The 25,649-nt window shown below is 41.9% G+C and carries 19 protein-coding genes and 2 pseudogenes; 9 read left to right on the top strand and 12 right to left on the bottom strand.

The window, feature by feature from the left end; all coding sequences use genetic code 11:
• Nucleotides 1–250: 250 nt before the first annotated feature.
• Entirely contained in the window at nucleotides 251–4,306 is a 4,056-nt protein-coding gene (locus V7K76_RS05960) for a hypothetical protein (RefSeq protein ID WP_334774766.1), read from the bottom strand.
• Nucleotides 4,307–4,847: 541 nt separating this feature from the next.
• Here V7K76_RS05960 and V7K76_RS05955 point away from each other — a divergent pair.
• The 4 genes from V7K76_RS05955 to V7K76_RS05940 all read left to right on the top strand — a co-directional run bounded on the left by V7K76_RS05955 (nucleotide 4,848) and on the right by V7K76_RS05940 (nucleotide 8,935).
• Nucleotides 4,848–5,549, top strand: coding sequence for a Crp/Fnr family transcriptional regulator (locus V7K76_RS05955; protein ID WP_179065484.1), 702 nt, complete (start codon nucleotides 4,848–4,850; stop codon nucleotides 5,547–5,549).
• A gap of 463 nt (nucleotides 5,550–6,012) precedes the next feature.
• Complete coding sequence (locus tag V7K76_RS05950; RefSeq protein ID WP_179065485.1) at nucleotides 6,013–6,753, top strand: DUF2232 domain-containing protein; 741 nt, start codon at nucleotides 6,013–6,015, stop codon at nucleotides 6,751–6,753.
• 177 nt (nucleotides 6,754–6,930) lie between these two features.
• Entirely contained in the window at nucleotides 6,931–8,103 is a 1,173-nt protein-coding gene (gene cobT, locus V7K76_RS05945; protein WP_334774767.1) for a nicotinate mononucleotide-dependent phosphoribosyltransferase CobT, read from the top strand.
• 247 nt (nucleotides 8,104–8,350) lie between these two features.
• Nucleotides 8,351–8,935, top strand: coding sequence for a PEP-CTERM sorting domain-containing protein (locus tag V7K76_RS05940; RefSeq protein WP_334774768.1), 585 nt, complete (start codon nucleotides 8,351–8,353; stop codon nucleotides 8,933–8,935).
• Nucleotides 8,936–9,069: 134 nt separating this feature from the next.
• Here V7K76_RS05940 and V7K76_RS05935 read toward each other — a convergent pair whose 3' ends face one another.
• Together V7K76_RS05935 and V7K76_RS05930 are read right to left on the bottom strand one after the other, a co-directional pair.
• Entirely contained in the window at nucleotides 9,070–11,160 is a 2,091-nt protein-coding gene (locus V7K76_RS05935; protein ID WP_334774769.1) for a di-heme oxidoredictase family protein, read from the bottom strand.
• Between the two features lie 521 nt (nucleotides 11,161–11,681).
• A complete protein-coding gene (locus V7K76_RS05930) occupies nucleotides 11,682–12,053 on the bottom strand; it encodes a hypothetical protein (RefSeq protein WP_179063921.1) in 372 nt (123 codons plus the stop codon).
• A gap of 335 nt (nucleotides 12,054–12,388) precedes the next feature.
• Between V7K76_RS05930 and V7K76_RS05925 the strand changes: the two genes are divergently transcribed.
• The gene (locus tag V7K76_RS05925; RefSeq protein ID WP_334774770.1) at nucleotides 12,389–13,546 is read left to right on the top strand and encodes an extracellular solute-binding protein; all 1,158 of its coding nucleotides are present in this window, start codon (nucleotides 12,389–12,391) and stop codon (nucleotides 13,544–13,546) included.
• A gap of 109 nt (nucleotides 13,547–13,655) precedes the next feature.
• On the opposite strand, the gene V7K76_RS05920 is transcribed toward V7K76_RS05925, so the two are convergent.
• The 3 genes and pseudogenes from V7K76_RS05920 to V7K76_RS05910 all read right to left on the bottom strand — a co-directional run bounded on the left by V7K76_RS05920 (nucleotide 13,656) and on the right by V7K76_RS05910 (nucleotide 16,369).
• Nucleotides 13,656–14,207: a hypothetical protein gene (locus V7K76_RS05920; protein WP_334774771.1), complete on the bottom strand. Its 552-nt coding sequence runs from the start codon at nucleotides 14,205–14,207 to the stop codon at nucleotides 13,656–13,658.
• 54 nt (nucleotides 14,208–14,261) lie between these two features.
• A complete protein-coding gene (locus V7K76_RS05915; RefSeq protein ID WP_334774772.1) occupies nucleotides 14,262–15,041 on the bottom strand; it encodes a class I SAM-dependent methyltransferase in 780 nt (259 codons plus the stop codon).
• A 106-nt stretch (nucleotides 15,042–15,147) separates the two neighbouring features.
• Nucleotides 15,148–16,369, bottom strand: a pseudogene (locus tag V7K76_RS05910) (ISL3 family transposase).
• 195 nt (nucleotides 16,370–16,564) lie between these two features.
• Here V7K76_RS05910 and V7K76_RS05905 point away from each other — a divergent pair.
• A complete protein-coding gene (locus V7K76_RS05905; RefSeq protein ID WP_334774773.1) occupies nucleotides 16,565–16,729 on the top strand; it encodes a hypothetical protein in 165 nt (54 codons plus the stop codon).
• A 728-nt stretch (nucleotides 16,730–17,457) separates the two neighbouring features.
• Here the strand turns inward: V7K76_RS05905 and V7K76_RS05900 are convergent.
• From V7K76_RS05900 to V7K76_RS05885, 4 genes are all read right to left on the bottom strand, one after another.
• Complete coding sequence (locus tag V7K76_RS05900) at nucleotides 17,458–18,558, bottom strand: alkaline phosphatase family protein (RefSeq protein WP_334774774.1); 1,101 nt, start codon at nucleotides 18,556–18,558, stop codon at nucleotides 17,458–17,460.
• 519 nt (nucleotides 18,559–19,077) lie between these two features.
• Nucleotides 19,078–19,353, bottom strand: coding sequence for a type II toxin-antitoxin system RelE/ParE family toxin (locus V7K76_RS05895; protein WP_334774775.1), 276 nt, complete (start codon nucleotides 19,351–19,353; stop codon nucleotides 19,078–19,080).
• Nucleotides 19,350–19,475: a type II toxin-antitoxin system RelE/ParE family toxin gene (locus tag V7K76_RS05890; RefSeq protein ID WP_334774776.1), complete on the bottom strand. Its 126-nt coding sequence runs from the start codon at nucleotides 19,473–19,475 to the stop codon at nucleotides 19,350–19,352. The genes V7K76_RS05895 and V7K76_RS05890 overlap by 4 nt, the downstream gene beginning before the upstream one ends.
• The gene (locus tag V7K76_RS05885) at nucleotides 19,472–19,669 is read right to left on the bottom strand and encodes a hypothetical protein (protein ID WP_334774777.1); all 198 of its coding nucleotides are present in this window, start codon (nucleotides 19,667–19,669) and stop codon (nucleotides 19,472–19,474) included. The genes V7K76_RS05890 and V7K76_RS05885 overlap by 4 nt, the downstream gene beginning before the upstream one ends.
• A gap of 151 nt (nucleotides 19,670–19,820) precedes the next feature.
• On the opposite strand from V7K76_RS05885, the pseudogene V7K76_RS05880 reads away from it, so the two are divergent.
• Nucleotides 19,821–20,054, top strand: a pseudogene (locus V7K76_RS05880) (Uma2 family endonuclease); the annotation flags it as partial.
• Here the strand turns inward: V7K76_RS05880 and V7K76_RS05875 are convergent.
• Nucleotides 20,049–22,742: a U32 family peptidase gene (locus tag V7K76_RS05875; RefSeq protein ID WP_334774778.1), complete on the bottom strand. Its 2,694-nt coding sequence runs from the start codon at nucleotides 22,740–22,742 to the stop codon at nucleotides 20,049–20,051. The pseudogene V7K76_RS05880 and the gene V7K76_RS05875 overlap by 6 nt on opposite strands.
• A gap of 337 nt (nucleotides 22,743–23,079) precedes the next feature.
• On the opposite strand from V7K76_RS05875, the gene V7K76_RS05870 reads away from it, so the two are divergent.
• Both V7K76_RS05870 and V7K76_RS05865 read left to right on the top strand, forming a co-directional pair.
• Nucleotides 23,080–23,412 (top strand): low molecular weight protein tyrosine phosphatase family protein, encoded by a 333-nt coding sequence (locus V7K76_RS05870; protein WP_334774779.1) that lies wholly within the window; start codon nucleotides 23,080–23,082, stop codon nucleotides 23,410–23,412.
• The gene (locus tag V7K76_RS05865; RefSeq protein WP_334774780.1) at nucleotides 23,409–24,092 is read left to right on the top strand and encodes a class I SAM-dependent methyltransferase; all 684 of its coding nucleotides are present in this window, start codon (nucleotides 23,409–23,411) and stop codon (nucleotides 24,090–24,092) included. The genes V7K76_RS05870 and V7K76_RS05865 overlap by 4 nt, the downstream gene beginning before the upstream one ends.
• 276 nt (nucleotides 24,093–24,368) lie before the next feature.
• On the opposite strand, the gene V7K76_RS05860 is transcribed toward V7K76_RS05865, so the two are convergent.
• A complete protein-coding gene (locus V7K76_RS05860) occupies nucleotides 24,369–25,442 on the bottom strand; it encodes a HoxN/HupN/NixA family nickel/cobalt transporter (RefSeq protein WP_334774781.1) in 1,074 nt (357 codons plus the stop codon).
• Between the last annotated feature and the right edge of the window lie 207 nt (nucleotides 25,443–25,649).

The following is a 25,649-nucleotide window of genomic DNA, read 5'->3' as shown; positions in this document are numbered from 1 at the left end:
ACTGAGTGTTAGTATACACAGATTTTAAATAATAGAAAAACCGAAAACTCAAATTTTACAGAATCTTTCAATTAAAGTGATAGATTGTAAATCTACAGTATTTTTATCTATAAAAAAATATTACTATAGTACACGCCCCAAAAATTACTGTGCTGAAGTAGAAGTAGTATTTTGCAAAATTCCAAATGCTTAAGTGATGAGCATTTGGAATTTTGAGTAGTATCCTTATTTCTAGCGTTATGTACTAGTATCAATGATCAACCTCTAAGGCGAAATTCACCGTATATGGTTCCTCTAGTGATTGCTGATTACTAGCCTTGATTGCATCTAGATAGCGACGCAAAGACGATAGTTGTTGAGAATTGGGACGATAAGTGAGACTCCCTTGTTTTTCAAAAAGTGATGCAGTGGCGATCGCTTGATAGTCAGGATTTTCTTGCGAACTCTGGGTGAGCCAAGTTGAATCTGTGACTGAAGGTATTAAACCCGAAGGCAATTCACCTTCCAAAAAAGCCAGCAGTCGTTGCTGACAGATGCGAGTATTGATCCCACGACCCTCAAATAACTGGATAACTTCACCGAAAGATAAGGGGCGATCTGGTAGCAGCCGCAGCAATTCTGTAAATAAGAAATAATCAGTGTATTGTTGCCTGGGTATATCTAAAATTTGGGGATGCAGAGGCAACATCGCCAAACCATAAGCAACCCGACTGCAATTAGGAGCGCCGTTGTCACCGAGATATGAATCTTGAATAATCTTAGCGCTGGGGAGTTTTTGGCGTAACCAGCGATTCACAGTTGCGACACAAGCCACTCCTCCAGTTAGGATAGCTTGATTAATGGCTTCTGTGGGAATGCCACGAGCTACCAATAACTTGTTGAGTTCTCGATTTAGGCGGCGCACAAAGGGGATAAATACCTGGCTTTCTAAGTCTCGTCGCTGCAAAATCCACTGCTGATCGGCTAATTCTAGGGTAAAAGAGTCTTGGTGTTGCAAAATCAGCTTTAGTGCTAGTGCTGCATCTAATACCGCCTGTCCCAGTAGAGAACTTTCTAGACGTTGCTGGAGGCGAATTCGAGCGGTGATATCTGGTTCTCCGACTCTGGGTAGTTCTAATTCTTCTAACCCTAAAGTCTGCCAACGCATTTGATCTAAACCGGGAATTGACGGTTGCCATTGCCAAGGATTACTAGTAGTAGTTTTGCGATCGCTTGGTGTTTCTGAGCGTGATTGTCGAGATTTCGGTGGCAATAGTAGCTGGCAAATAATATCTTGTTCAATTCCTTTACCAGCATAAGCAAAACTGTGGAGCATGAAATCATTGTATGTCAATTGCACCGAGCTTTCTGGTACATTCACCAGCAGCATTTCTGTGGCAGTTGTCCCAATGTTAATCACCAGGGTGTTGCCAATAATCGGCTGTTCGCTGGTTTTTGCCGGACGATCGCTTTGACCATCGGTTAATTTTACTTGCTCACCGTTAGCGGCATCGAGTTCTGGGAGTAGACTAGCGATCGCTTCTTCAACAAAAAAGACTTGCTGTGGATGTTGGATGAGTTTACTGGTGAGTAAGGCTTCCCGCACATTAAAGCGGTATTGTTCCGACCAGTTAGATGGACAGGTGCAAATGACACCCGCAATATTATTGATAATCTGGGGAAAATTTTGTTCGCTGATCCCAACCGCAGCAGCCATTAAACTAGGAGTGGTACTTGTTTTTTCGGATTTGAGGGTTAACAGTAGCTTAGAGAGCGATCGCACAATCCAAATCAAAGGGCCTGCCGAAAATTCATTTAATTGCAAAACAGGTTCCCATTTCTGTCTTTCACTCTTGTAGGGAATAGCTACTTGCAAATAGGGCTTCAACTGCGCCGAGTAGAGATTATTGATCGTCGAATCTGCTGTTGATCTCGGTGTTGCAGGAGTGGCGGGGGAGCGATCGGGAACTTTATCTTGAGCAACAGCCGCAGGTGCAGTCTGCTCATGTGTTTCGGTACTTTCATTTTCACCGTGGGGTATAGAAGCTGTAGGCAGATAAACCTCTGTTGGCAAACGAAACGATTGCTGGAACGAACTTGTTCCCGGTGGGTTTTCTGCTGACCAGTAGATAGGATGTACAACAAAAGTTGAGCGATTTAATAATGTGGCAGAAATTCCTGTTGTACCTAAATCAATTCCTAAATACCACACTGGTTCTATAACATTAGGCGCAACCTCTGGATTATTTATGGAGTTGGAAATTGTTGCTGAAGAACTTTCTTGAATAGGAGTTACGACTTCCTTTTTTTTGTCAGCTTCTATCTGGGGAACTGCCAAACTGGAGAAAGCAGCAGTTGAGGTGTTTTCTGCTATTTGGAGATTTTCAGAGTAAGTTGTGGGGATTGTGTCTTGAGTTGTATCAAGTATTTCCGAGAAAACATCCAAATTGGTGACTGGTTGTGACTCAGATAGCTGCTGATCAAAATTAGCCAAATCCCGATCTAATTGCTGCAACTGTTCTTCATCTAGGGAAATATCAGGTACAGTTGGAGCCTGGTTTGACTCAATAGAAAGCAAGTTTTCTTGGGGTGAAGCCGCAATGTAGTTATCTGAAATCGGTTCTGGCCGATCGTTGTTAATTAATACTTCCGATGTAGCGATATCTTCTTTGCCAGTCGCTTCGCTTTCCTGTAGGGGTACAGTAGGCTTCTCTTCTCCTGTGGGAGACGCTGCACGAACGGGAGATTGCGCGTAGTTTTCTTCCCCGTCAGGATCTGCCAACGTGATTTCTGCGACTTCTGGAGTAACTGGTGCTGTAGTTGTGACATCCTCCACCAAGGATAATACTTCCAGCGATCGCTGCTCACTACTTGTATCAGGCAATAGGTCAGTTAGGGTATTAATTGTATCAACACGATCTGGCTGAGTTTCGATTTGCGTCGGTAAACTGTCTGTTTGTGGGGTAGAGAAGCTCAGAGGTGAGTCTAGATCGGTATTCTCTTCAAAAAATAGTTCTTCCTGTGGCTCTGATGAATCTGTAGTTTCTCCTAAAGTTTCTTGGGTTGAAAAACCTGTATCTGGTAATACAATGGCAGAATCCCCAGTTGGAGTTACAGATGGGGAGTCTGTGGAAGCAGATAAGTCATTTGTGGCAACATCAAGGCTGGGATTATTAATATCACCAGCACCAAACAAACTGGCGTAAAGTTGGTCTACTTCATCACCAATTAACGCAGAAATATCTTGGGGTAATTCGGTCGGGGTTTCAGAAGATTCAGAGGAGTCTAAACCAAGTTGCAACAGGGCTGCATCTAAATCTTCCGTGAGGGTAGTCTTCTGTTGCTCAGAATTAATAATGAGTGGAGATGAAGTTTCTGGTTGTATCACTTCCAAGGCGTGGGGTGCAACTTCAGCAGCGATCGCGGCTGGTTCAGGCAATGATGGTAGTGTCTCAGATTCTATCCCCAAGAAAGATTGCTGGGAACTAGGGGATTCTTGCTGCAAATGCTGGGTCAAATTATTGAGAAAGCTGGCCATCAACTGTTCACCCTGCATTCCCTGGCTATGCATTCTTGCCAGTGCTTGCGACAGAGATTCGTAATAAGTATTAATGTTGCGCTGTAGTGCCTCAAATACTACATTCACCGTCCCATCTAGTGATAATAGGCGCTGATCCAAATCCCTAGCTAGCTGGGTTAACCGCTCCACACTGTCTGGTGATTCTAAAAAAGGTTGAGTTGCAGAGGTTGCGTGATTAATTTCTCCTGAAGAACTGGCGGAATTTTCCCCCGTCTTTCCGACCAGTGGTGTTAAAGTTGGCACAAGGTGACTCATGAGTACCTGTAAAAACTCGGTAATAATTTGCTCCTGGTTAGTCAACTGCTGCGCTAGGGAGTAGTTTTGCAAACGCTTTTGTTCTAGCTGGCGAATTTCCTGTATCAGGTTGGCTCGCTCTTGCAAGAGCAATTCTAATTCCGATCGCAACGGCTGAATCAATCTCGAAAATTCATTTTTTAATTGTCCGGCGTCAACAGTACTCTGTTCCTGACTGGGTGAGAGCTGCGGTAGTGGATACTGGTTGCGATCGCGATCAATAAATTTTGTTAACAAAGGCGGACGCGATTCTTCAGAAGACTGATTTGGGATGCCGTTCTCTAATGCTTCCTTTTTTTGTAACCTCACCAAAAAGTCGCGAATTCGTTCTAAAACTTCTTTAGGCTCTTGTGCCTGACCAGAAAAAAATCTAGAGAGGCGCTTGCCACCACTGGCAAGTAAATTGTCAATGTCTGCGATCAGCTTTTGAATTTCATCTGTACTAGAAGTCACTTTTATTACCTTACGTAGAAAATTGTCTCAACTAATATATATAACAAGTACTTTACAATCACTATTCGCGCAGCGTCTCCCATCAGAGAAGTTTTGAGTGGCAAAAACCGCTACTTGGACTTGTGACTGTCATTATGTTATGGATTACTGGCAGCCGTGGCAATCTTCAGTCAGTCTTGGTTCGAGAAGCTTCGTTTTAGAGGTCATTGAGTTGCCTATTTTTGAAAATCGCTAAAATACCTGAGCAATAATTTACTCCCTTTAGTATCATTAATGTTGTTTGCCTATATTCTGAACTAATCAAGTTTGCAGTGCAGCTAGCCCCTAAGCAATACAACCGCCGGCTATAAACTACTTTTTGCAAAACTTTTACTCCGTTTAAACTTATAGGTAAAGATTATTTAGAAAAACGTTCTTGTCGCTTTCTTGTGTAGCATAGTTTAGTTTTCTCTTTGAAAGGGAACTATGCAATGATAGCTGAGGCTAAAAATGGCGCTCTTGTTTGTTGTGTGTACATAGCAGCTTGAATAAAGATGTTGTAATGGAAGACCGATATAGCTTGCAAGCACAGGCTAATCCCTGGATGATCACCTCCGCTCCCTTTTTTCAAGGGTTGCCAGAAACGGCTGTGGAATCAGCCCTCATCCATCTTGTCACCCGCACTCACCCAGCCAATCAGGTAATTCTGCTGGAAAATGACTGGGGCGGTTCTGTGTATTTTATTATGGACGGATGGGTAAAAATTCGCACCTACAATCTGGAGGGGAAAGAGGTAACGCTGAATATTCTTGGCAAAGGAGAATTATTTGGTGAGATGGCGGCGCTAGATGAAGTGCCTCGCTCTACAGATGTGATTACCTTAGCGCCAACGGTAATAGGCAGTATGCCTGCTCAGGATTTTGTCAAGTTGCTTCAGATAGAACCCTTGGCAGGAGTTCGATTGGCGCAATTAATGGCCCGACGTTTGCGGCAAGTAAATCGCCGATTGCGGTTGCGGGAATCTGATAGCCAGTCAAGAGTAGCAGATACGTTGTTATTTTTGGCAGAAGGACAGGGAAAAAAAGGGCAAACAGGAACCGAAATCCCCAATTTACCTCATCGGGAATTGAGTAGTTTGAGTGGACTGGCGCGGGAGACGGTGACGCGAGTCTTGACAAGGCTAGAAAAAAAAGGCTTGATTAAACGGGATCAAGATACTATTTGTATTCCCGATTTGTCAGCCTTAGAAAGAATGATCGTTTAGTAGGTTATGCCCTTTCCTTCCCCAACTGCTCTACGAGACGCTATGGGAACAGCTAAGAAAAGTTGTCGAGAAATGGGTACTGGGTACTGCAAAAGAAATTCTTTTAAGATTTGGTTGGGGCATAAATCCCCATCCAATTTTTCCAAGTCACTAGTAGTCTGTCCCAAAAGTTTTGAGAGGTTAGTGGTGTATCGCATTAAATTTGAGGGATAAAAGAACGAACCGCATTCGCGCAGCGTCTCCCCTTGGGAGAAGGACGCAAAGAGCGCAAAGGAAGAAGGAAAGAAGAGAAATTGAAATTTGATTCACCTATCATAATTAATGCGATAGACCACTAGTCTCAAGTCCAGTACAGCATAAATAAAATACTTACGTTGTATTCATTTTTAATTTTTAATTTTTAATTTTTAATTCCGCCTTGCGGTACTAGTCCCCAAATCCCCAGTTTAAGAACTTGTCAGATATGAGTATTTTAGATTCTCTCCCAAATGAGCCAGAGGAAGATCCATCCCCTGAATCTCCAACTCCTCAGAATCATTGGTTAGACAAAGAACAGCAGTTAATGCCTCCTCAACTCAAGGCTGATGCACCCTTAAGGATGGTAGAAACAGCATTTTTAGCCAGTACCGCTAGTTTAATTTGGTTTATTAATTTTTACTTCCCCTTGGGGCCAGTTTTGCGGATATTTTTTCCGGTGCCGATCGCTTTAGTCTATCTACGTTGGGGGAAACGTGCGGCATGGATGGCAGCACTCACCTGTGGATTACTGCTGACAGTACTAATGGGGCCAGCCCGTAGTTTGCTGTTTGTCATGCCCTACGGGTTCATGGGCGTGCTTTTAGGAGCGATATGGTATCGTCGTCGTGTTCCCTGGATTGTTTCTATCACCTTGGGTACGCTATTGGGTACTTTGGGAGTTTTTTTTCGGCTATGGTTGCTGTCTGTTTTGTCAGGTGAAGACCTGTGGATTTATGTGATTACCCAAGTGACAGAGTTCATTGAGTGGGTATTTTTGAAGCTGAGTTTGTTGGCGAGTCCCAGTGTGTTTTTGATTCAAGTAGGAGCGATCGCTTTAATTCTACTCAATAACTTTATCTACCTTTTTGTAGTACACCTGGCAGCATGGTTGCTTTTTGACCGCTTGGGCAACCCCATTCCCCGCCCACCCCACTGGGTACAAGTCCTAATGGATTATGAGGGATAGTCATTTGTCATTTGTCATTTGTCTTTGGTTAAATAGACATCTGGTGAAAATGAATGTAGAGACGTAGCAGTGCTACGTCTCTACAAGGATTTTGGATAACGCATATTTAATTTCTGGAGATGTCTAATGATGAGTCCTAACTAATCATCAATGCCCATACCCAATGCCCAATTCCCAATGCCCAATTCCCAAATTCGTATTTATACCCAAAAAGAACAAGGTGAAGAATGGCTACGACGATATCGTGGTTGTCTACCAGTATTTGCCTGTGTTTTAGGATTTACTGAAACTGGTTTAATTCCAGGAATTTCAGCAGCCGGTCGCACTCCAGAGGATCGGAAATATACTGCTTGTGCTGATGCCGAGTTTTTGTATTATGGGCCAGAACATAAAGCCCAATACCCCCTACCACCATTAGCGGCTGGGGCTTCACCTGTGCTGATTTCTCGCGCTGTATTTGAGTCACTAAAAATACCAGTTCATTTATTTAATGCGGGTTTACCCCAGCCTCCTGCCGTGCCAGTAATTGATTTGGGTGGCGCTCCTGCTAAGTGTTTAAGTGGAGGTGCTGCTATGGAAATCACAACTGTACACCACTTATTTGAACAAGGGCTACTTTGGGGAGAACGCCTTGCTACTAATATCCAACAGGGATATCTGATTATTGGTGAGTGCGTCGTCGGAGGCACTACAACTGCCCTAGCAATCTTAACTGGTTTGGGTATAGATGCTGCCGGAAAAGTTAACAGTAGCCACCCTGTTTGTAACCACGCACAAAAGTGGGCACTAGTGCAAACTGGACTAGAGAAGATAAATTTCCAATCTCAAATCCAAAATCCAAAATCTCAAATCCAAAATTCTGTAGATCCTCTAGAACTCGTAGCCGCCGTGGGCGATCCCATGCAAGTAGTGGTAGCTGGGATGGCGATCGCAGCTAGTCGTAGTTGTGGTGTAATGCTGGCTGGAGGGACGCAAATGTTAGCGGTTTATGCACTGATGAGTGCGATCGCTCAAGTTTACGCTTTATCATGGCAACCAGAAGAAATAGTTGTAGGCACAACTCGCTGGGTAGCAGAAGACCCTACTGGCGCTACAGTTGACTTAGCCCTCAACTTAGGAAAAACCAGCTTAACTGAGAGTGGAAGAACCCCTCCCTTATTAGCAACTCATCTCAGCTTTGCTGATTCTCGTTATCCCCAACTGAGAGCTTATGAGCAGGGCTTTGTGAAAGAAGGTATAGGTGCTGGAGCCGCCTGCATAGCTGCCCATCTTAGCCAAGATTGGCAGCAACATCAACTTTTGGCAGCCATTGAAGCCCAATTTGAACGACTAAGTACTGCCTTGAACTAAAGTTAAAGTCTGTTCCTCTCTGAGTCGGAGAAAGATAGTTATACCATTTAATACTAAAGAGCTAAAGAGAGGGTTCTTCTGCGTGTCTGTACGTAAGAGCATCTTTAGCAATTCAATAAGTTATAAGCAAAAAGACCCCCGATTTCTTCAATAAGTCGGGGATCTGAGCCTCTCGCTGGAGAGCAAATCAAATAGGATTACTATATGCAACTTTGTTTACCTTCTAGTTTTTCAGGAGAATTATCTGATGAAATTAGTCAAAAACCTTAGTATTGTTACCGCCAGTGCTGTTATAAGTATCACTGGTGTCGGTGCATCTGCGGCTCAAGCTGTACAACTATTTGATTTTCAGTACTCTTTTCCCAGTTATGAAGCAAATGGTACAGCGATTTCCGCTAGCGGCATCCTTACCACCACCGATCTAGATCCTATAAAAAACAATTACACAATTACAGGAATAACTGGCACAAGGACAGTCCAAGGAATTACTGATAAAATCATCGGGCTGCTCTCACCAGGTACATACGGAATCAATGATAATTTGTTAAATGCGAATACCCCTCTGTTAACGGAGAACGGTTTTTCTTACCTGGTTTCTGGAAGCGGGGAAGATGGAAATGGCAACGTTAACGTATTCTACAGTAGTTTGAATGAAGGTTATTCAGAGTTTTCAAGCAATGTAGATTATGGCAGCTTTAGTGTTGTACCCCGTTCTGTTCCTGAACCCTACACAGTAAGTGGCTCATTGCTTGCTCTTGGTTTTGGCTGGTGGACAAAGCGAAAGCAAGCAGTAGCTTTCCAGAAAAAGCCTCATAGAGGAATCTACCTATAAGGTTCGTAGTGCATGATCTAGATTGCGTTAAAATGCGACTGCTATCTTACACTTACTTAAACTAATACCAAGTCGCCTTCATGATGTATCACCAGACGACTTGGTATTAAAATATGATATCACTCGTAACTTGATTAAAAACTTCCAGGATTGTCATCAAGTGCCAGCAAGAAATTAATCAGGTCTGCTTGCTGGTTGGAATTAAATCCAGCTTGTCTATCTACATAGAAGTCATGACCTGTGCCATCAAGATTACTACGCACTAAACTAGGGTTAGCTTTGTTGGCTTTTATAACTAAGGCACGAAGATCGCGATCGACTAATGCACGCAAGCTGCTAGCAGGATCGGCAGGTATACCAAGGCTTAGAGTGCCAGATAGCCCTAAGCCACTCTTGTTAACAACCGTAAAACAACCATTTGAGTCAAATTTTAGGCTTCCTGCCCGTACTGCTGCACCACCATCGTGCAAATACGGTGCGCTTGCATAAAGACCACGTAACGTAGTAGTTTTATAACCACCTTTGGGTAATATTCCTTTGGGTAGAGTTGTGGGAGTATCAGAGATACCCTGCGTCGGTACATCCAACACTTCAGCATTAGCAGGTATGGGAACAGGAGTATTAAAAGTGTATAACTTGGGTGCTACTAACAATTTATTCAGCCCCAAGCGGGACTGGGCACGGGCTGGGTTAGTACGAATTTCATCAATTGGATGAATTTTGTTGTCGGTGAAAAATGGTGGAATATGGCAAGTTGCACAATTAGCTTTTTCAAATACTTTTGCGCCACGTTTAACAGAATTGCTGGTCAAAGCTTGCCAGTTTTCTGGAGTCTGGTTGGCAGGTGGCACTAAGCTATTTTGAAAAGCAGACATGGCGTTGCTAGCAAATAAAAAAGAGCCACTGGCAATATCACCGGGCTTTTGAGTATTTGGGCTGAAAACCAAACCGTTTAAACTAAACAAAGTGGGACGCAGTTTTGGATAAGTTCCTGTACCAGGGGCAGGAATTTGGTCTTCTAATTCTGCTTGTGTAGGATTCGGTGCGATTTTCCGCAGCCATTCTGAGGGTTTTACTATTACTCCTTCTGGTAAACGTAGGCTGGGAACGGCAGCATTTTGCAGAAATGTACCAATATAAACCTCTGGGTCAATACCGAGAGTATCTGCACTGAGTTGAGCGGCTGCCAACAGATTTATTTCTGAAGAGTGAACACCATTATTAAGAGCGCTTAGTCCAGCAAATGGGCCACTGGCTCCTTCTCCTGAAGCTGCATAAGGATGATTTTTAAACGTGAAGAGACTGGGAATTTGAGTACTGTCTCTGATACCATCCGGTGAACTCTCGAAATGGCCGAAAGGTACATCTAACACTGCATCGTCAAAGGCTTTTTCTAACTTATCAGGATCGGGTAGTTCTACCTTATTGCCTTTACTGTCAATAATAGTCTTACCATTGCCTTTGTATTGTGGGTCTAAGGGGTTGAAGTTTAACCGTGCAAACCCTGCGGCTGTATTTGGTGCCAAGGCAATCAACAAAGGGCTTGCTAGTTCTCCATTAGGTACTCCTGGAATGACTTTACTATCATTAGAAAGAGTTACATGACAAAGCGCACAAGTAATATTAAAGCTAGGTGTCAATCCTAGTGCAACACTCTGTCCCTTGAGAATTTTTAAACCTGTAGGAATAACAGTCCCTTTGGGAAAAGTTCGACTACCTACGGTTAAATCTTTCTGGAGAATAATTTTTAGGTTTGTCGTTGGCTGACCTTGTAAACTAGCGATCGCTACACCTAATTCATTCGATATCTTAGTGAAGCCCAGTGCAAAACCAAATACCTCTTGCAAACCAAATGTGTCACCAATCTTCCGGTTGAAGAATATATCTTCGCCTTTTGCAATTAATTCCTGAGTAATTTTAACTGCCCCTACCCGTTGATAAGAAATAGGGTCATTAGGGTCGAGTCGTTTATTTGCAACTAGTTGTGATGCTTCTTGAGGACTCAGCAGTTTGCCAAAATAGTCGTAATAGCCTAGCGGTTGAGTAGGAGCAGGTTGCAAAAGATCAATTTTTGCAAAAGCTGTTTGGCTTGTCATCAACCAATTTGATAACAAGATGGCAAAAACACTAATGATAAAAACGCAAATTAATAAGGAAATCTTGGTTTTTGAACCATACAATACCCTAAAAACACCAATCTTAGGATTATTCTTTTTTGGTTTCATAGTGAGGACTCACTAAAAGATTACAGGTAGATATATCACACTATTACGTAGATATATGCAATAGTGTTTTTAAGTTTTTTATCTATTTGATAGCTATAGAAATTCGATTTGATTCCTGAAAAAATCTAAGTATATGTAGTGGCGTGGCAAGCAAAAAAATTGTGCATGAGACGTAGGTTGGGTGGAACGGAGCGCAACCCAACACATATCAGGATGTTGGCTTTGGCAAAGCCTCCACCCAACCTACAATTTTTTTGCAACATTTTAGCCTTGCCACGCCACTACGTACCTAATTTGTATCGGCTCAATAAGTAGGGGGAGCAGTTATTCTAGCTGCCAGGATAAGCCCAAGGGAAAAAAAGAAGATTTTTCGAGTGTGTTTAAGTTTTTTATCTATTTGATGGCTGTATTAATTACTTGTATCTAAGTATATGCTTATAAAACCATCATTCGATATTTAACCTAAAGGCTTGTCTTCCCTACCTCAATCCATTTTTTAATTCGTTGAACTCAGGTTAAATTTAATGAATTCTCTCTCTAAGTAATTGTTCTTCTAAAGCCGCAATGCGATTGTATGCTGCTGTTAATTGTGCTGTCAGTCGTTGTATTTGAATTTCTGGTGTGATGTTATCTCCACTTTGACGATGCATGTCTAGATAAATACCATCTGTCAATACATCCTTGTGTTCCATTTCTGGATTTAAATTATTACGTCCTTTGAACTGATAGCCCCCAGCTACCCCATTTCCCTGATAATTATCCTTTGCTTGTGTATTCGCTAAAGAACACTCTGAAAAAGCTTGAGTGACTTTACCATCAAGCTGCTCAATTACTTGGCATAGGGCATCCAGCTTTTGGCTTAAAGTCAGGATTTGCTGCTCTAATAGCTCCATTTAATACCTTTATCCGTACATTTTCTCTATGTTATTCAATTTACTCCCAATCTTAACGATACTTATGGATTATTTAAGTATTGATAATTTTTGATGTAAATCTAAATATAAGTAAAGTTTCACCATAAGTACCACTAAGGAAATTTATGGTGAAACTTTAGTTTTTAGGCAGCTTTTTGCCAAAAAACTCGCTAATTCAAGTTAAATATGCAAAATTATCGGTATTATAACCAAAAAATACCGATAATTCTCAAACTCCACTTTTTCAGGTAGTCAGCGACTGGTGAATCTCTGCTTAATATTAGGTATAATCAAAAATCTCAAATCCAAAATCAATGGATCGACGGTCTTTTTTGCTAGGTACAAGCACATTGGCACTTTCACAACTGCTTTTTGGCTGTGGTGGAAACAACCAGACGCAACTAAAAGTACAGTTATTAAAAGGTTCTATACCTGGTCAGGTGGTGAATCAGTTCCACAAAGGTTTGCAGCAACAGGTGCAGTTAAAGTTTGCTCCAGTTGAGCGGATACAGGATTTATTTCAGCAATTACAAAGTTGGCAGCAAAAACCCAAGACCAGTGATGAGCAGGGATGGAGTCGCTTTATACCCTTTAGGCAAGGTCAAAAAACAGATGAGGCAGACCTAGTAACATTAGGAGATTACTGGTTAAAAGCAGCTATTGAGCAGAAATTGATTCAACCACTCCAAGAAGTACAGGGAAACCAATTAAAACAGTGGTCTACTTTAGATGAAAGGTGGAAGAAATTAGTAAGGCGCAACGACCAAGGTAATTTGGATACTCAAGGGAAGGTGTGGGGTGCGCCTTATAGGTGGGGTAGCACGGTGATTATTTATAACCGTGACAAGTTGCAAAAGTTGGGATGGACGCCCAAAGATTGGAGTGATTTGTGGCGAGATGGAGTGCAGCAGCGCATTTCCCTACTCAATCAACCACGAGAAGTTATTGGCTTGGTCTTAAAGAAGCTCGGAAAATCTTATAATACAGACAATCTTGACCAAGTACCAGACTTGGAAAAGGAATTACGGACATTAAATCAACAAGTAAAGTTCTACAGTTCCAATCACTACTTGGAACCTCTAATTATGGAAGACACTTGGCTAGCGGTTGGTTGGTCAAGCGATGTGCTGCCAGTTTTGGGACGTTATCCGCAACTTGCCGCAGTGATCCCCCAGTCAGGAACAGCAATGTGGGCAGATTTATGGGTACGTCCCGCAGGGATTACTAAAGGTACTTTATCAGATCAATGGATTGATTTTTGTTGGCAACCAAGCACAGCTAAACAAATTTCGGTGCTGACTAAAAGTAATTCGCCAATTTCTACAAATATTACCGCTTCCGATATTCAAGAACCATTAGGGAGTTTGTTAGAGAGCGATCGCAATGTTTTCGATAAAAGTGAATTTTTACTTCCCTTAGCACCATCAGCAATAAAACAATACGAGTCTTTATTCGCCAAAATTAAGGTTTAATTGGGAATTGGGCATTGAAAAGAGGCAGAGGGGCAGGGTGCAGGGGGCGGAGGGGAAAATTCTTCTCCCTGCTCCCAGTCCCCAATCCCCAGTCCCCAATCCCCAATCCCTACAAAGAACGCTGGAACCCTATCTTGTTCTTAATAGTCGTTTGGATACTGCATAAAGCTGGACTTGTACTAAAGTTACAAGTGTAGGTTGCCAAGGGTTCTTTTTGATAATTAAATACTCGGACGTTGTAACCAAAGTTTCGGGCAGCACTACCCAAGCGATTTACGAAGTCGTAGCGTTCTACATACTCTAGTAAGCTCCAAATTTGCTGATTTACGATCAAGTCTACTCGTGCAGGTTCTTTCTCTGAAGCTGGATATGCTATCCAATTATCCAATAGCTTTTTCTCAGAGTTTTGTTGTGCCCACCATAAACTAGGAACAGTTAATCGTTCTGGATGAATGGTGTTAGCTGTGATTACATAGTCTTTTGGCTTGGTCAATAAGTCTAGTTCTAGAGGCGCACTAGAAGGTGACGGTATTAGGGGTGTTTGTGCTAGTGAGGGCGGAACTAGTAAAGTGGTAAGGCTAATGGTTAGTAGTAATGAAAATGATGTCTGGCGATGGCTGCGCCAAAGCCAAAGGCGATCGCACAATTTGGGTATATACATAACTGATACTAATTCATAATTTGTGATGAAGGTATAAGTTAAAATTCGCACAAATTAAAGTTTAACGGCAACGATGCGAATTCTTCGATAATCTGCTGTCCAAGTTCCTTGTTGATATAGTGTTGGCTTTAGATATTCCTCAATGACGGGAATTATTTCTATTTGTTGCTCAGGTGAAAGTCCGGCGAAGAAAGAGCCTGCGAACATTTTAATCCAGTTTGCGATGCCAGCTTCTCCCTCTGCTAAGGGAGTGGGACGAGGAAATAGGATAGCATAAATGGCATCAAAGCCTTGTTGTTCTAGTAGAGTGGTGTACTCACCAATACTGGGGTAATACCAAGGATTCTCTACTTGTGCTTGGGGGATACCAATGGATTCTAAAGCGCTGTATAAGGCTGTGATGATCCCTTGCACATTTCCCTTACCCCCAAATTCTGCGACAAAACGCCCTCCAGGTTTTAGGGCTTGATGGATGGATGCGATCGCGCTATCTGCTTCTTTCACCCAATGTAATACAGCGTTAGAAAACACCGCATCAAAGGGCTGTTCAACTTGAAAATTTGTCGCATCCGCAACATCAAAGCGGATATGGGGATAGTTTTCTCTTGCCTTTTCAATCATGGCAGGTGCGCTATCAATTCCCCATACATCAGCACCAGCTTGGGCAATTTTATCTGTGAGTTGTCCAGTACCACAGCCCAGATCCAAAATGGATTCTCCTGGTTTGGGGTTAAGGAGTTTGAGTAAGTCTTCACCATACTGCCAGACAAAGGTGTGTTTATCTTCATAAAGAGCAGTATCCCAATTATTATTAGCGATCGATAGATTGTTCATAAGTGTTAAATTGGTTGGTATGGTGTTGTTCCAATCCCTGAAATAGGTGAATCATTTTGGAAATCAAAACCTGGTTTACTTAAGTTATGTGGTTCTTGCGTTACTTTTATGGAGAATTAATACTAAAGTGCCAGTTTAATAAACTGCGGAGTCGAAAATTGCTAAAGTTACGAAAGCCATATCCAAGTCTTTTAATTAACTTCAGCTTATTATTAATTCCTTCTACAGTACCACTCGTAGTTTTTCAATTCAATTTAACCTACTATTTCTCCAAACCATCTAACCATCGTACCAATGCTTTTCGGTAAATATGAAAGTGCTTCATGCATCCAATCTAATAATTTAATTACACTATCTCCCCAATATTTAGTTAATTCAAATATATCCCGAAAATCTTCTTTGAGTTGATGCATTTTAGCCAAAATTGGTGAAACTTCTTGAGCAGATTTTAACTTTTCTTTTTGCTTTTCGTTCAAAGAGTCTTCATTTTTGATGAAGCTATATTTGCTTTTACTTAATCCCTCTAATATTCTGTCTTTTTCTGATTTATTTTCTAGTGACATTGCTGCCTTCTTTTCAGCTTTACGCATAGCATCTAACTCATCATTTACTTGTTTCATTACATGAAATCTATCAGCAGTTACGTTGGCGTTAGGCATTAATTCTTCTACTAAGCTTTTATAAGGCGACCAGAGATCAATACTCACTTCTTGAATTTGTTCCAGCACCTGAATATCCCAACTCACAAGGACTTCCCGGATTTCTTCCATTCTTCTGGACTTCACTATTTCAATGGGTTTATGAGTATCCAAATCTACTAACACTGCTTTGGGATTACCTTGGCCTTTAACCAAGGCAATTTCATCTATGCCTAACCTTTTTAGTTGACTTAAATTTATGTTTAATATAAGGGAAACTTGTCCTTTTAACATTGATTCTACTTCTTCATCGCTTAAGTCGTTTCTTTCGGCGACACTATGAATATTGCTATTTAATACTTGTTGAATTATCTGAGCCGCTAATCTTTTAGTATATCCTTTGCTTGGATCTACAAAGTTTAGCTTTTCACTAAAGACTTTTTTACACTTGTGACATTTGAATTGACGACGATTTATTTTTAATAGAACTGTTCTCTGACTCCAAGATAAATCATGAATCATCCGCCAATGATTTTGATGTATACTGTGAGTAATTTGTTTACATGAGGGACAAGTAGAATAATTCACAGATTTCTCTATTGTTATAACTATTCCCATGCCTTCAATTTCTTGACAGTCTAACACTTTCATCTCTGGGAGATTCAGAATTTGATCTACAGGAAATTTCATAGCGATCGCCTAAAACTTTAGGATATTACAATTTATATTGTAAAATATATGCTATTTAATAGTATTTTAAAATTTGTAACCTATTGCAGTATCTATATTTCAGACACAAGATATACTAAATTGTGATTATTAAAATTGAGTCAATTTTAATTTCTACCATAAAAGTAACGCAAGAGCCAGTTATGTTTTTTCAATATGTTAGCACTTACGGAAGCTCTAGAGATAATTTTGAATTGGCTACAAATGAACTATCTAGAAGTTGCATCTTTTCCTTATCGAGGATTGATAAGTGAGCAGATTGAACAGCTAGTGCCGCAAGGCGGAATTCAAAATTCAAAATTCAAAATTCAAAATGAATAGAGCATAAGGTTTTCAGAAATTTTGAATGGTATGTCTATTTACGCCGTGGTGTACTAGTTAAATATCTACCTTTCAGGCTTACCAGAGAAGTATACGAGCTTTACCAATGGCATAAGTAGGTAGGGCGGGAAAGTTTATAACTATGTCATTGCGAACGGAGCGCAGCGAAGTGAAGTAATCACAAGGGTTTTAAGCTTTTTACATTTTGTTACATAGTTAAGTTTATTTGTGCCTACCTACTTAATGGAACTTTACATGGTGATGGGTTTCTCCCTCTTCTAGTTTTTTACTCTTTACAAGAATCTCTAGATTTTTACTACCGCACTTTAAAGTATGAACCAGATGATAGTCTTCTAATGATTCCTCGTCATAGTTTGATTATCTTCAGTCACGACAAATCATTCTTTTATATAGTTGGTGATAATTAAGGAATCAAAGCACAGAAACGTCGAACCTATGTTTTTATTTGCAACCAGCAGGAGTTACAAACAAAAAGATCCCCGACTTTTTGAGGAAGGTCGGGGATCTGAGCCTCTTAGTGGGGAGCAAATCAAATAGGCAATCTTAAAATCGTAAAAAAATAACAGAACTCGGTAGAAGATATTTGGTTACAAAAAAGATACTTGGTTACAACTAAAAAAATTATTCAAGAGTTTTATTTTGATGTCAACACGGATGCTTTTTGGGTTAAATTGTCGTTGCCTTGAAATACTCCTTTAAGGCGCGAATTAATCGTGTTTATTTGTCCATTCCCTCCGCCCCTTCGAGGTGAGTGCGCCCCTCTTAAAGAGATCCGAGAGGTCGTTGGTGTTTGGTGAGTTTGCATCACCCAAAAATCCGCCGCCTGGTGCGTATACACCGAATAGTTCCTCCCAACTCTTCAGGTCGGACGAGTGGGTGTAATTTACGAAGCTTTCATAGGCGTTGCCTTTGGCCAGAGGTGAGATCACAATTTCCTCTATGGTGTGGCTGAAGTCGTTGGCGTTAGTGCCTTCACTCTCATCCCACCAGATTACGATCGCACCATCATCCTTGTAAGCATCGGAGCGCATAATCTCTGGAATGATCGTGGCAAGAAAGTTGTCACCCTGTGCAACTTCGGACTGATCGCCTGTGTAATGCACCCCATGATAGTCAAAGCCATTAGTCAACGCCGTGTGTGAATCGTTGAATTGGTCTGGTGTAATCAGGGTGTAAGTAGCAACCTTATTATGAGCCAGGTCTTCCTTTAATTGTTGCAATGGTGCATATTTAGATGCTAGAGGATTTGCTGGTGTTGGGTCATTACCACCGTTGGTGTCAGTGAAAAACAGATGACCATCGTGTTTACACGCAAAGTTATATTGATGGCTACCGTTGTAGGGGTTAGTGTAATCAGGTGATGTACCACTGAAGCTGGTTAAAGGGACAGTCCACTGGTTTCTAGGTAAAACCGTGTTGGTAAGCAGACCATTAGCATTTTTTGCCAGGTCAATGTCTTCCTGGTAGGATTTCCAAGAGATACCAGCTTTCTCAAGTAAAGCACTGAGATGGAGTGTCGTATTCTGGTTAGTGCCACCAGGATTTTTGTAAGGATCATTGTCGTTCAATACGCCAAAGTTATTGCCGGCTTCCTGCCAAATATAGTTTGGCTCGGACGGGTGGATGCTCGGATTATTGCCTGACGGTGTAGCCAGAACGTTATGGTAAGCACCAGCGTAGGAAACCTGAGCGGCATTCCGATTTCCGGGAGTAACGAGGCTATTCTGATACGGGGCTGCGGGATTGCCGAATATCTGAGGGGGCGCACTTGTATCGCTGCTGGGTTGCGTGAAGTTGTGGTTCTCCATATCTATGACGAAGATATGTTTGATCCTTCTGCCCCTTTCACCCTGTTCAAACTTTTCGCCCTTCTCTAACCTTCCAACGCTTTCACCCTTTTCCGCTACTACCGCGTGTACGCTTAGGAGGCTTGCAGCCACAAACGCAACGGGAAGAATCGCCCACTTAAATAACTGTAGTTGCATTGATTTTTACAAAATGATTGTAAGCCTCACAAAAATACTGATATAGGTTTAAGCACTAACTATTAGAGCTTTAAGGAAACATTAACATTTAGCCGATTCCAACATTGAGTTTATAACGCAATACAGTTTAGATAAGCCCAAAACACTTGTAGAGACGGCGATTTATCGCGTATGATTCAGGCTGTTGTTGCTGCTCGTGCTAGTAAAATTGCGCCTTCTTTGCTTCCACAAGTTACTATTTGTTCTGATAATTCTGACTTTTTAAAAGCGGCTTAATTTCATTCCTTGATTTTGGGGCGTGTTTTTCGTCTTCTTTACACCCCCTGAACGCTTACCAAAGAATCAAGTTTTATCAATGATAGATTCGATTTGTTGAGAACTATGAAGAACAGCAAGAACATCAATTTGGTCAGACTTAATATAATAAATAATGCGATAAGAGCCTTCAATAACTTCTCTAATCTGCTTAGTTTCAAATTCTGAGACAATGCGACCCGATAATGGAAATTGGGCAATTTGCTCAGAGCGTTGAGTTACAGCGCTTCCGGCTATTATGCAATACAGTTTTTCTCCTTGCCCTCTCCTATCAAAGCTTTCAGATTTGGGGATGTACCTCATAGCTGCCGTAAGTGCTGTAATCGCTCAACCAGTCTTTGAGCATAATGAGGAGAATTTTGAGATATATAGGTATAAATAGAGGATAAATGATTAACGGCTGTTTCTGTCCAAAAAACTTTCACGGTTGCAATCCAAATTTTGCACGTACTTCTTCAACAGAAACAACTCTTCCCGCTTCACTATCAATTAATCCCGCTTCTATTGCTTGTATTACATAGATTTCATACATTAAATCATCCCATGTCAAATTTTCTGGCAATTTGTCAATTAGCCGTCGTGCTTCTTCTTTGATATTTTTGATTTCCATGATATTCATTGACTACAATCACGTCTATCTGGTTATTATAGCGATTCTCGTCAGTGATGTGATACTAAGTAATTTGCTAAACTTTAAACCAGAGTCAGGAGTAAGTGTGATGTTTCAAGCCTTACCAAAAACGATCGCTTTTGAAGAATTCCTCAATTACTACGAAACTTTTGGTGTTCCTGAATATTGGATTGTTGACTATTTAGCTTTGGGCGGTAGAAGGTACATAGGTAGTCCCAAACAACCGACTATTTCCGTTTACTGTTTGGTGGATGGTGAGTATCAAGTTAATCTGTTTCGAGGAAATGACAGCATCATATCCCCTACATTTCCAGAATTAAACTTGACCGCCGAACAGATTTTTCAAGCTGGGCGTTCAGAAAATCAATTATGACCGCAATGCAGACACTCCCATAGGGCCACGAGTTACGCCTAATTGATTTTGCAACTTAAACTCGCGCCAGAGTTGGGAACCTGTAATTTCACCTTGCAGTAGTTGACGGTAGCGATGTATTGTTTTACTCACTTGCTCTGGTGTCTCATTTACAAACTCAATGCGGAAGTGACGCAATCCCAGTTCTATCAGACGTTGTACGTACTCGGCTCCCGTTTGAGCAGTGCCGTTAAATACAGTATTCCGGCAACCTACATCTGCTTTGAGAACGTGTTCAGTGCCCACACGGTCTTTTAATTTAACTTCATGCTTATCACAAGGTCGTCCACAGTTGGTATAATCTGTACCCGTTGATAGAAAGGCACAAAAAACACAATGCTCCATGTGAAACATCGGTATATGCTGATGGATTGTCACCTCAAACCACTGGGGAGGACAACTGGTAAGCAGGTCTTGCAGTTGGCTAATATTCAGGTCATAAGATGCCGTCAGTCGTTCTAAACCAAAGCGTTGCTGAAAGTAATCTGCTGTTAAGGGATTAGCAACGTTGAGTGAGAAATCTCCAATACAACGGTCTGCGGCAAAAAATTGCAGTTGGTCATAGTTCCGTATCAAATAGCCATCTGCTTCACAGGCACGTACTTGCTGCAAAATCCAGTTTTCTCCTGGTTTGGTAATTCGGGGTGGTGCAACCCAGATTGTGGGGAGTTTGGAGTGGGGAGTGGGGAGTGGAGAGTTAGGAGTTATGAGTGCTGAGTTAGGAGTTAAAAGTGAAGAATCTTGTTGTTGTTGGCGCACTATTTGTACTGCTTCTCGGTAGGCGCGGGGGTCTTCAAATTCGCAGTAGAGTGTTTCAACACCAGCTTTGAGGGCGGCTTGGAGTTGCTTGAGGTTTCTTACTAAGACGATGAGTGAGGGGGATGTGGGGGATGTGGGAGATGAGGAGGGGAGTAAGTCTTGGAAAGAGACATCAGAACGTAGTTGCCAGCGTTTGGGTTGACTCCGCAATTCTTCCAACTGTGTAACTATTTCTCGCCGCATCCGGTTCAATTCACTGACGGGTAGCATAATCGCACCGATAAGGTGGTTGGTTAGGGTTCCTAAACAGAAAGGGGTGTTACCCAAACGACCGAATTGTTCTTGTAAACGGTCTGTATCTAGGGGTTTGGTATGTGCCTCCACTAGTGAAATTGCAGACTCAATTTGGACAATATTACCGTATTGATCGCGGGCGATCGCAATCAACGCCTGACCAACTTCGCCATATATCTCCAAGTCAATGGGACGCTGAAATTGTGGGTTCTCGCCTGCAAAACTCTGACGCACTTGCTTATCAAGTTCTGGATCGCTGGTTTTCCAAATGCGATCGCCTATATGCACACGGCGCAGGTTCAAGTCATTTCGCCCAAAGGTCAGTATGGTTTCTTTACCTTTGGATACCACAGCATAAACTCGGCCGCCTTCTTCTTTCGCCTCTGGATGACCGCAGTCAAACACAATTCCATCCCCCGGTTTTAGAGGCGCTTCCAATTTAACTGTTACCTGTTCGTTGTGAATGCGGGTAACTTCACCTAAATAAACCCCACGTTTTTTACCAAAGCGGGCATGAACTAATTCCTGATTATTAATCCCGCCAAACCAACCCGTGTAGAGTCCGCGAGAAAATGCCATTTCTAGGTTGTAGTGTTCTTCTGATTGACCTCTCCCCCAGCCCCTCTCCGTTTCGGAGAGGGGAGTTTTTATTCCCTCTTTCCTTGTAGGGAAGGGGGTTAGGGGGTTAGGTCTTTCCAATTCTGTCATCACTCCATCCAAGGCTTGCCGATAAACACGGGTGACATTAGCAACATATTCTGGAGCTTTCAGGCGACCTTCAATTTTGAGACAAGTTACTCCTGATTTCACCAAATCGGGCAAAACATCTAACCCTGCTAAGTCTTGAGGACTGAGTAAATATTTGCGTTCTTTTAAATTGACAATTTCCCCATCAGCAATTAAATCGTAGGGCATCCGGCAAGCTTGGGCACATTCACCTCGATTAGCAGAACGTCCACCTAAAGCCTCACTAGTCAAACACTGACCGGAATAGGCCACGCACAAAGCACCGTGAACAAAGACTTCCAAGGGCAGCGAAGTTTCCTGTAGGGCAATCTGCTGCTGTATTTTATTGATTTCCTGAAGAGAACATTCACGCGCCAGCACGACTAATTGACAGCCAAGGGATTTGGCAAATTCCACCCCAGCTGCACTAGTGATGGTCATTTGGGTGGAAGCATGGATAGGAAAATCAGGGGAGAGGTGACGGATGAGGCGGCATATCCCAATATCTTGAACAATCACTGCATCCACACCTGCGGCAATAATTGTGCGGAGATATTGCTGTGCTTCTGCTAGTTCTTTGGGAAATATTAGCGTGTTGACAGTAACATAACCCTTTACACCCCGGCGGTGCAAGAATGTCATTAATTGGGGTAAGTCCGCCTCAGTAAAATTTTGTGCCCGCATTCTGGCGTTAAACCGATCCAAACCGAAGTAAATCGCATCTGCTCCATTTTCCACAGCAGCTTTAGCACAGTCCCAGTTACCTGCTGGTGCAAGTAGTTCAGGACGTTGAAGAGAGAGTGGGGAAGAGGAGCGTAGGCGTAGCCCATCGTTCGCGTAGCGTCTCGCAGAGAAGATATCGCTTTTCATTCAGGTTGGGAGGGTTAAGTAGTACCATAGTGATTTTATCTAAGTTAGTGGGGAAAGGGGTAAAGCTTTGTTATTTTGAAAATGGTAAAATATTTGGATTTTCCATCTTCGTCAAAGATAAAGAACTTTTTTTAGAGTTAGATCGGCAAGAGGCTACTTAATTAAAACAAGTCGCAAGTCGCAAGTCGCAAGTCAGTTTTGTGAAAGCGTTGCGGTAGCGAGTCTGCGATAGCGCCGGCGGCAAGCGAGTACTCGAGCGTCGCGTCCGGGGATTTAGACCCCGACCCAAAACTTGCCGGTTATTGAACCGGGGGACTTAAACCCACGGAGTTTGTTAATGAAAAAGCTTTTATTTATCTGTAGCCAGAATAAATTGCGAAGTCCTACCGCCGAGGCTGTGTTTTCTGAATATGAAGGACTTGAAACTGAATCAGCAGGCTTAGACCATTCTGCTGAAGTCCCATTATCAACAGAGGCTATTCAATGGGCTGATATTATCTTTGTGATGGAAAAATCCCATAGAAATAAACTCTCGAAAAATTTTCAGCCCTTCCTTAAAGATAAAAGAGTTATATGTTTAGATATCCCAGATGACTATAAATATATGGAACCAGCTTTAATTGAGTTATTAAAACAAAAAGTTTTACCCCTATTAAAAATTAGACAATGAATATTCAAGAAGCATTTAATTCCGCCGCAGTAGATTACGATAACTTACGTCGTACTTTAATTCCCTGTTTTGATGACTTCTACAAAACAGCCGTTGAAATTATCTCAGGTGACGACACCGCACCGATGAAGGTTCTAGATTTGGGTGCTGGTACTGGACTTTACTCAGGAATGGTTCAGTCCGTCTTTCCGAATGCAGAGTTTACCTTACTAGACTTAGCCCCTGAGATGTTAGAAAAAGCTAAGTTTAGATTTAGCCAAATGGGTAAATCTCCCAAAATATTAATTGGTGATTACGTTGACACTAATTTAGGTGATTCATACCATGTTGTAATTTCTGCCTTATCGATTCATCATCTGTCAGATGTTGATAAAAAGCTTCTTTATCAACGAATTTATGATGTTCTCAATCCTGGAGGGATATTTATCAACGCCGATCAAGTTCTCGGCAAAACTCCTGATTTAGAACAACTTTACCGTCAACACTGGTTAGATTCTGTCCGCGCGAAGAATATCTCAGAACAGGATCTCAAAGCTGCACAAAAACGCATGGAATACGATCGCATGGCAACCCTTGATATTCAACTTACCTGGCTAGAAGCGGCTGGATTTCAAAATGTAGATTGCTGGTATAAAAATTTTAGCTTTGCTGTTTTTGGTGGCTATCGCCCAACTATTTAAGTAATATTTATGAAAAGAAGTGAGGTTTAAAACCGTACTTCTCTACGAGACGCTACCGCGAACGTCCCGCTACGCGAACGCCCGCAAGTGGCGCGTTCGCGGTAGCGTTCGCACGAGAAAGAATCATTGTTTCCCAAGGGTTGTTGAAACCCCACCCGCAAGTGGCGTGGCTGTCTTTAATTTTGAATTTTGTTAGCGCAGCGTTAGCGAGTCCGCGTTCGCGCAGCGTCTCGTAGAGAGCGTCATTTTGAATTTTGAATTGTTAAGAGTGCCTTTTTACTTTTTACTTTTGCTTTGTTCGGTGACTTCCAAATCATCATACTTATTGACTTTATAGATGATGCTCGAAAGTAACCAACTAAATACAAAGATGGCAATGATTAAGTAACCAATTGTGCCAAAATTATCACCTAGTTGACTAATGAAATCCCAAAACGGACTTTTCAGTTGTAACTGATCGCCAATAATGTTCAGAGCCTCAATTCCGCCAATGACCACAGCAACTAAAACAGAAACAAGGGTGATGGTCATATTGTAGTAAAGCTTGCGGATTGGTTTGACGTAAGCCCAGCCATAAGCACCAAGCATTAAAATGCCGTCAGTGGTGTCAACCAGGGACATACCTGCGGTGAATAAAGCTGGAAATATTAGAATTGACCAGATAGGCAAACCTTTAGCGGCTTGATTCGCAGAAATCCCCAGCAGTGCTACCTCTGTGGCCGTGTCGAAGCCTAAGCCGAAAAGGAAACCTAAAGGAAACATTTGCCAGCTACTATCTATCAACCGAAACAAAGGACGAAAGATGCGACCGAGTAGCCCGCGTTGGTTCAAAAATTCATCTAAGGATTGCTCATCATAGATTCCTCCTCGCTTGACGGTTTGGAAGGTCTTATAAACATCCCAAAGCACCACCATATTGATTGCTGCAATTGCTAGTAGGAAAAGTGCAGAAACGCTACTGCTAATTAGCCCCCCAACCTTTTCAAAACTGGGAAAGTTGTTATGGATAGTTGCAGTAGTTAAAGCGATCGCCACAGAGGCCGCAATGACAACAGTGGAATGACCTAGAGAGAAGAAAAACCCAACAGAAACAGGTCGTTTGTTCTCCTGCATCAATTTACGGGTAACATTGTCAATCGCCGCAATGTGATCGGCATCTACAGCATGACGTAGACCAAAGCTATAAGCTAATACGGCAGTGCCAAGCAGAAGGGGGTAGCTATGAAATGCAATGAGGGCAACTACCCAGACCAAAATATTCACGCTAATCAAGAACGCATAGATGTTGATAACTTTACGTCTAACGTTTCTGGAACTATCGTTGAAAACACGCGAAAATCTGGCTAGCATTTATCACTCCTTATAAAGGCATATTTCCACAAGGTGAAAAACGAATGAGACTCTGTATGAGCCGTACCAGCATACTGAGCCAGCCTGTAGAGGTTTCATTCATCAAAATTACTTACATTGACATCGATGTAAGGTTAAGTAAAACCTATCTAAATGACAAATATATTACAAGGTTATGTCAAAAGTGTGTCTAGTTGGTCATACTTC

Origin of the sequence: Nostoc sp. (assembly GCF_036917975.1) — a bacterium.
GTDB lineage: Bacteria > Cyanobacteriota > Cyanobacteriia > Cyanobacteriales > Nostocaceae > Nostoc.
The sequence above is the reverse complement of the archived record's forward strand: the minus strand, read 5'-3'. Positions and strand labels throughout refer to the sequence as shown.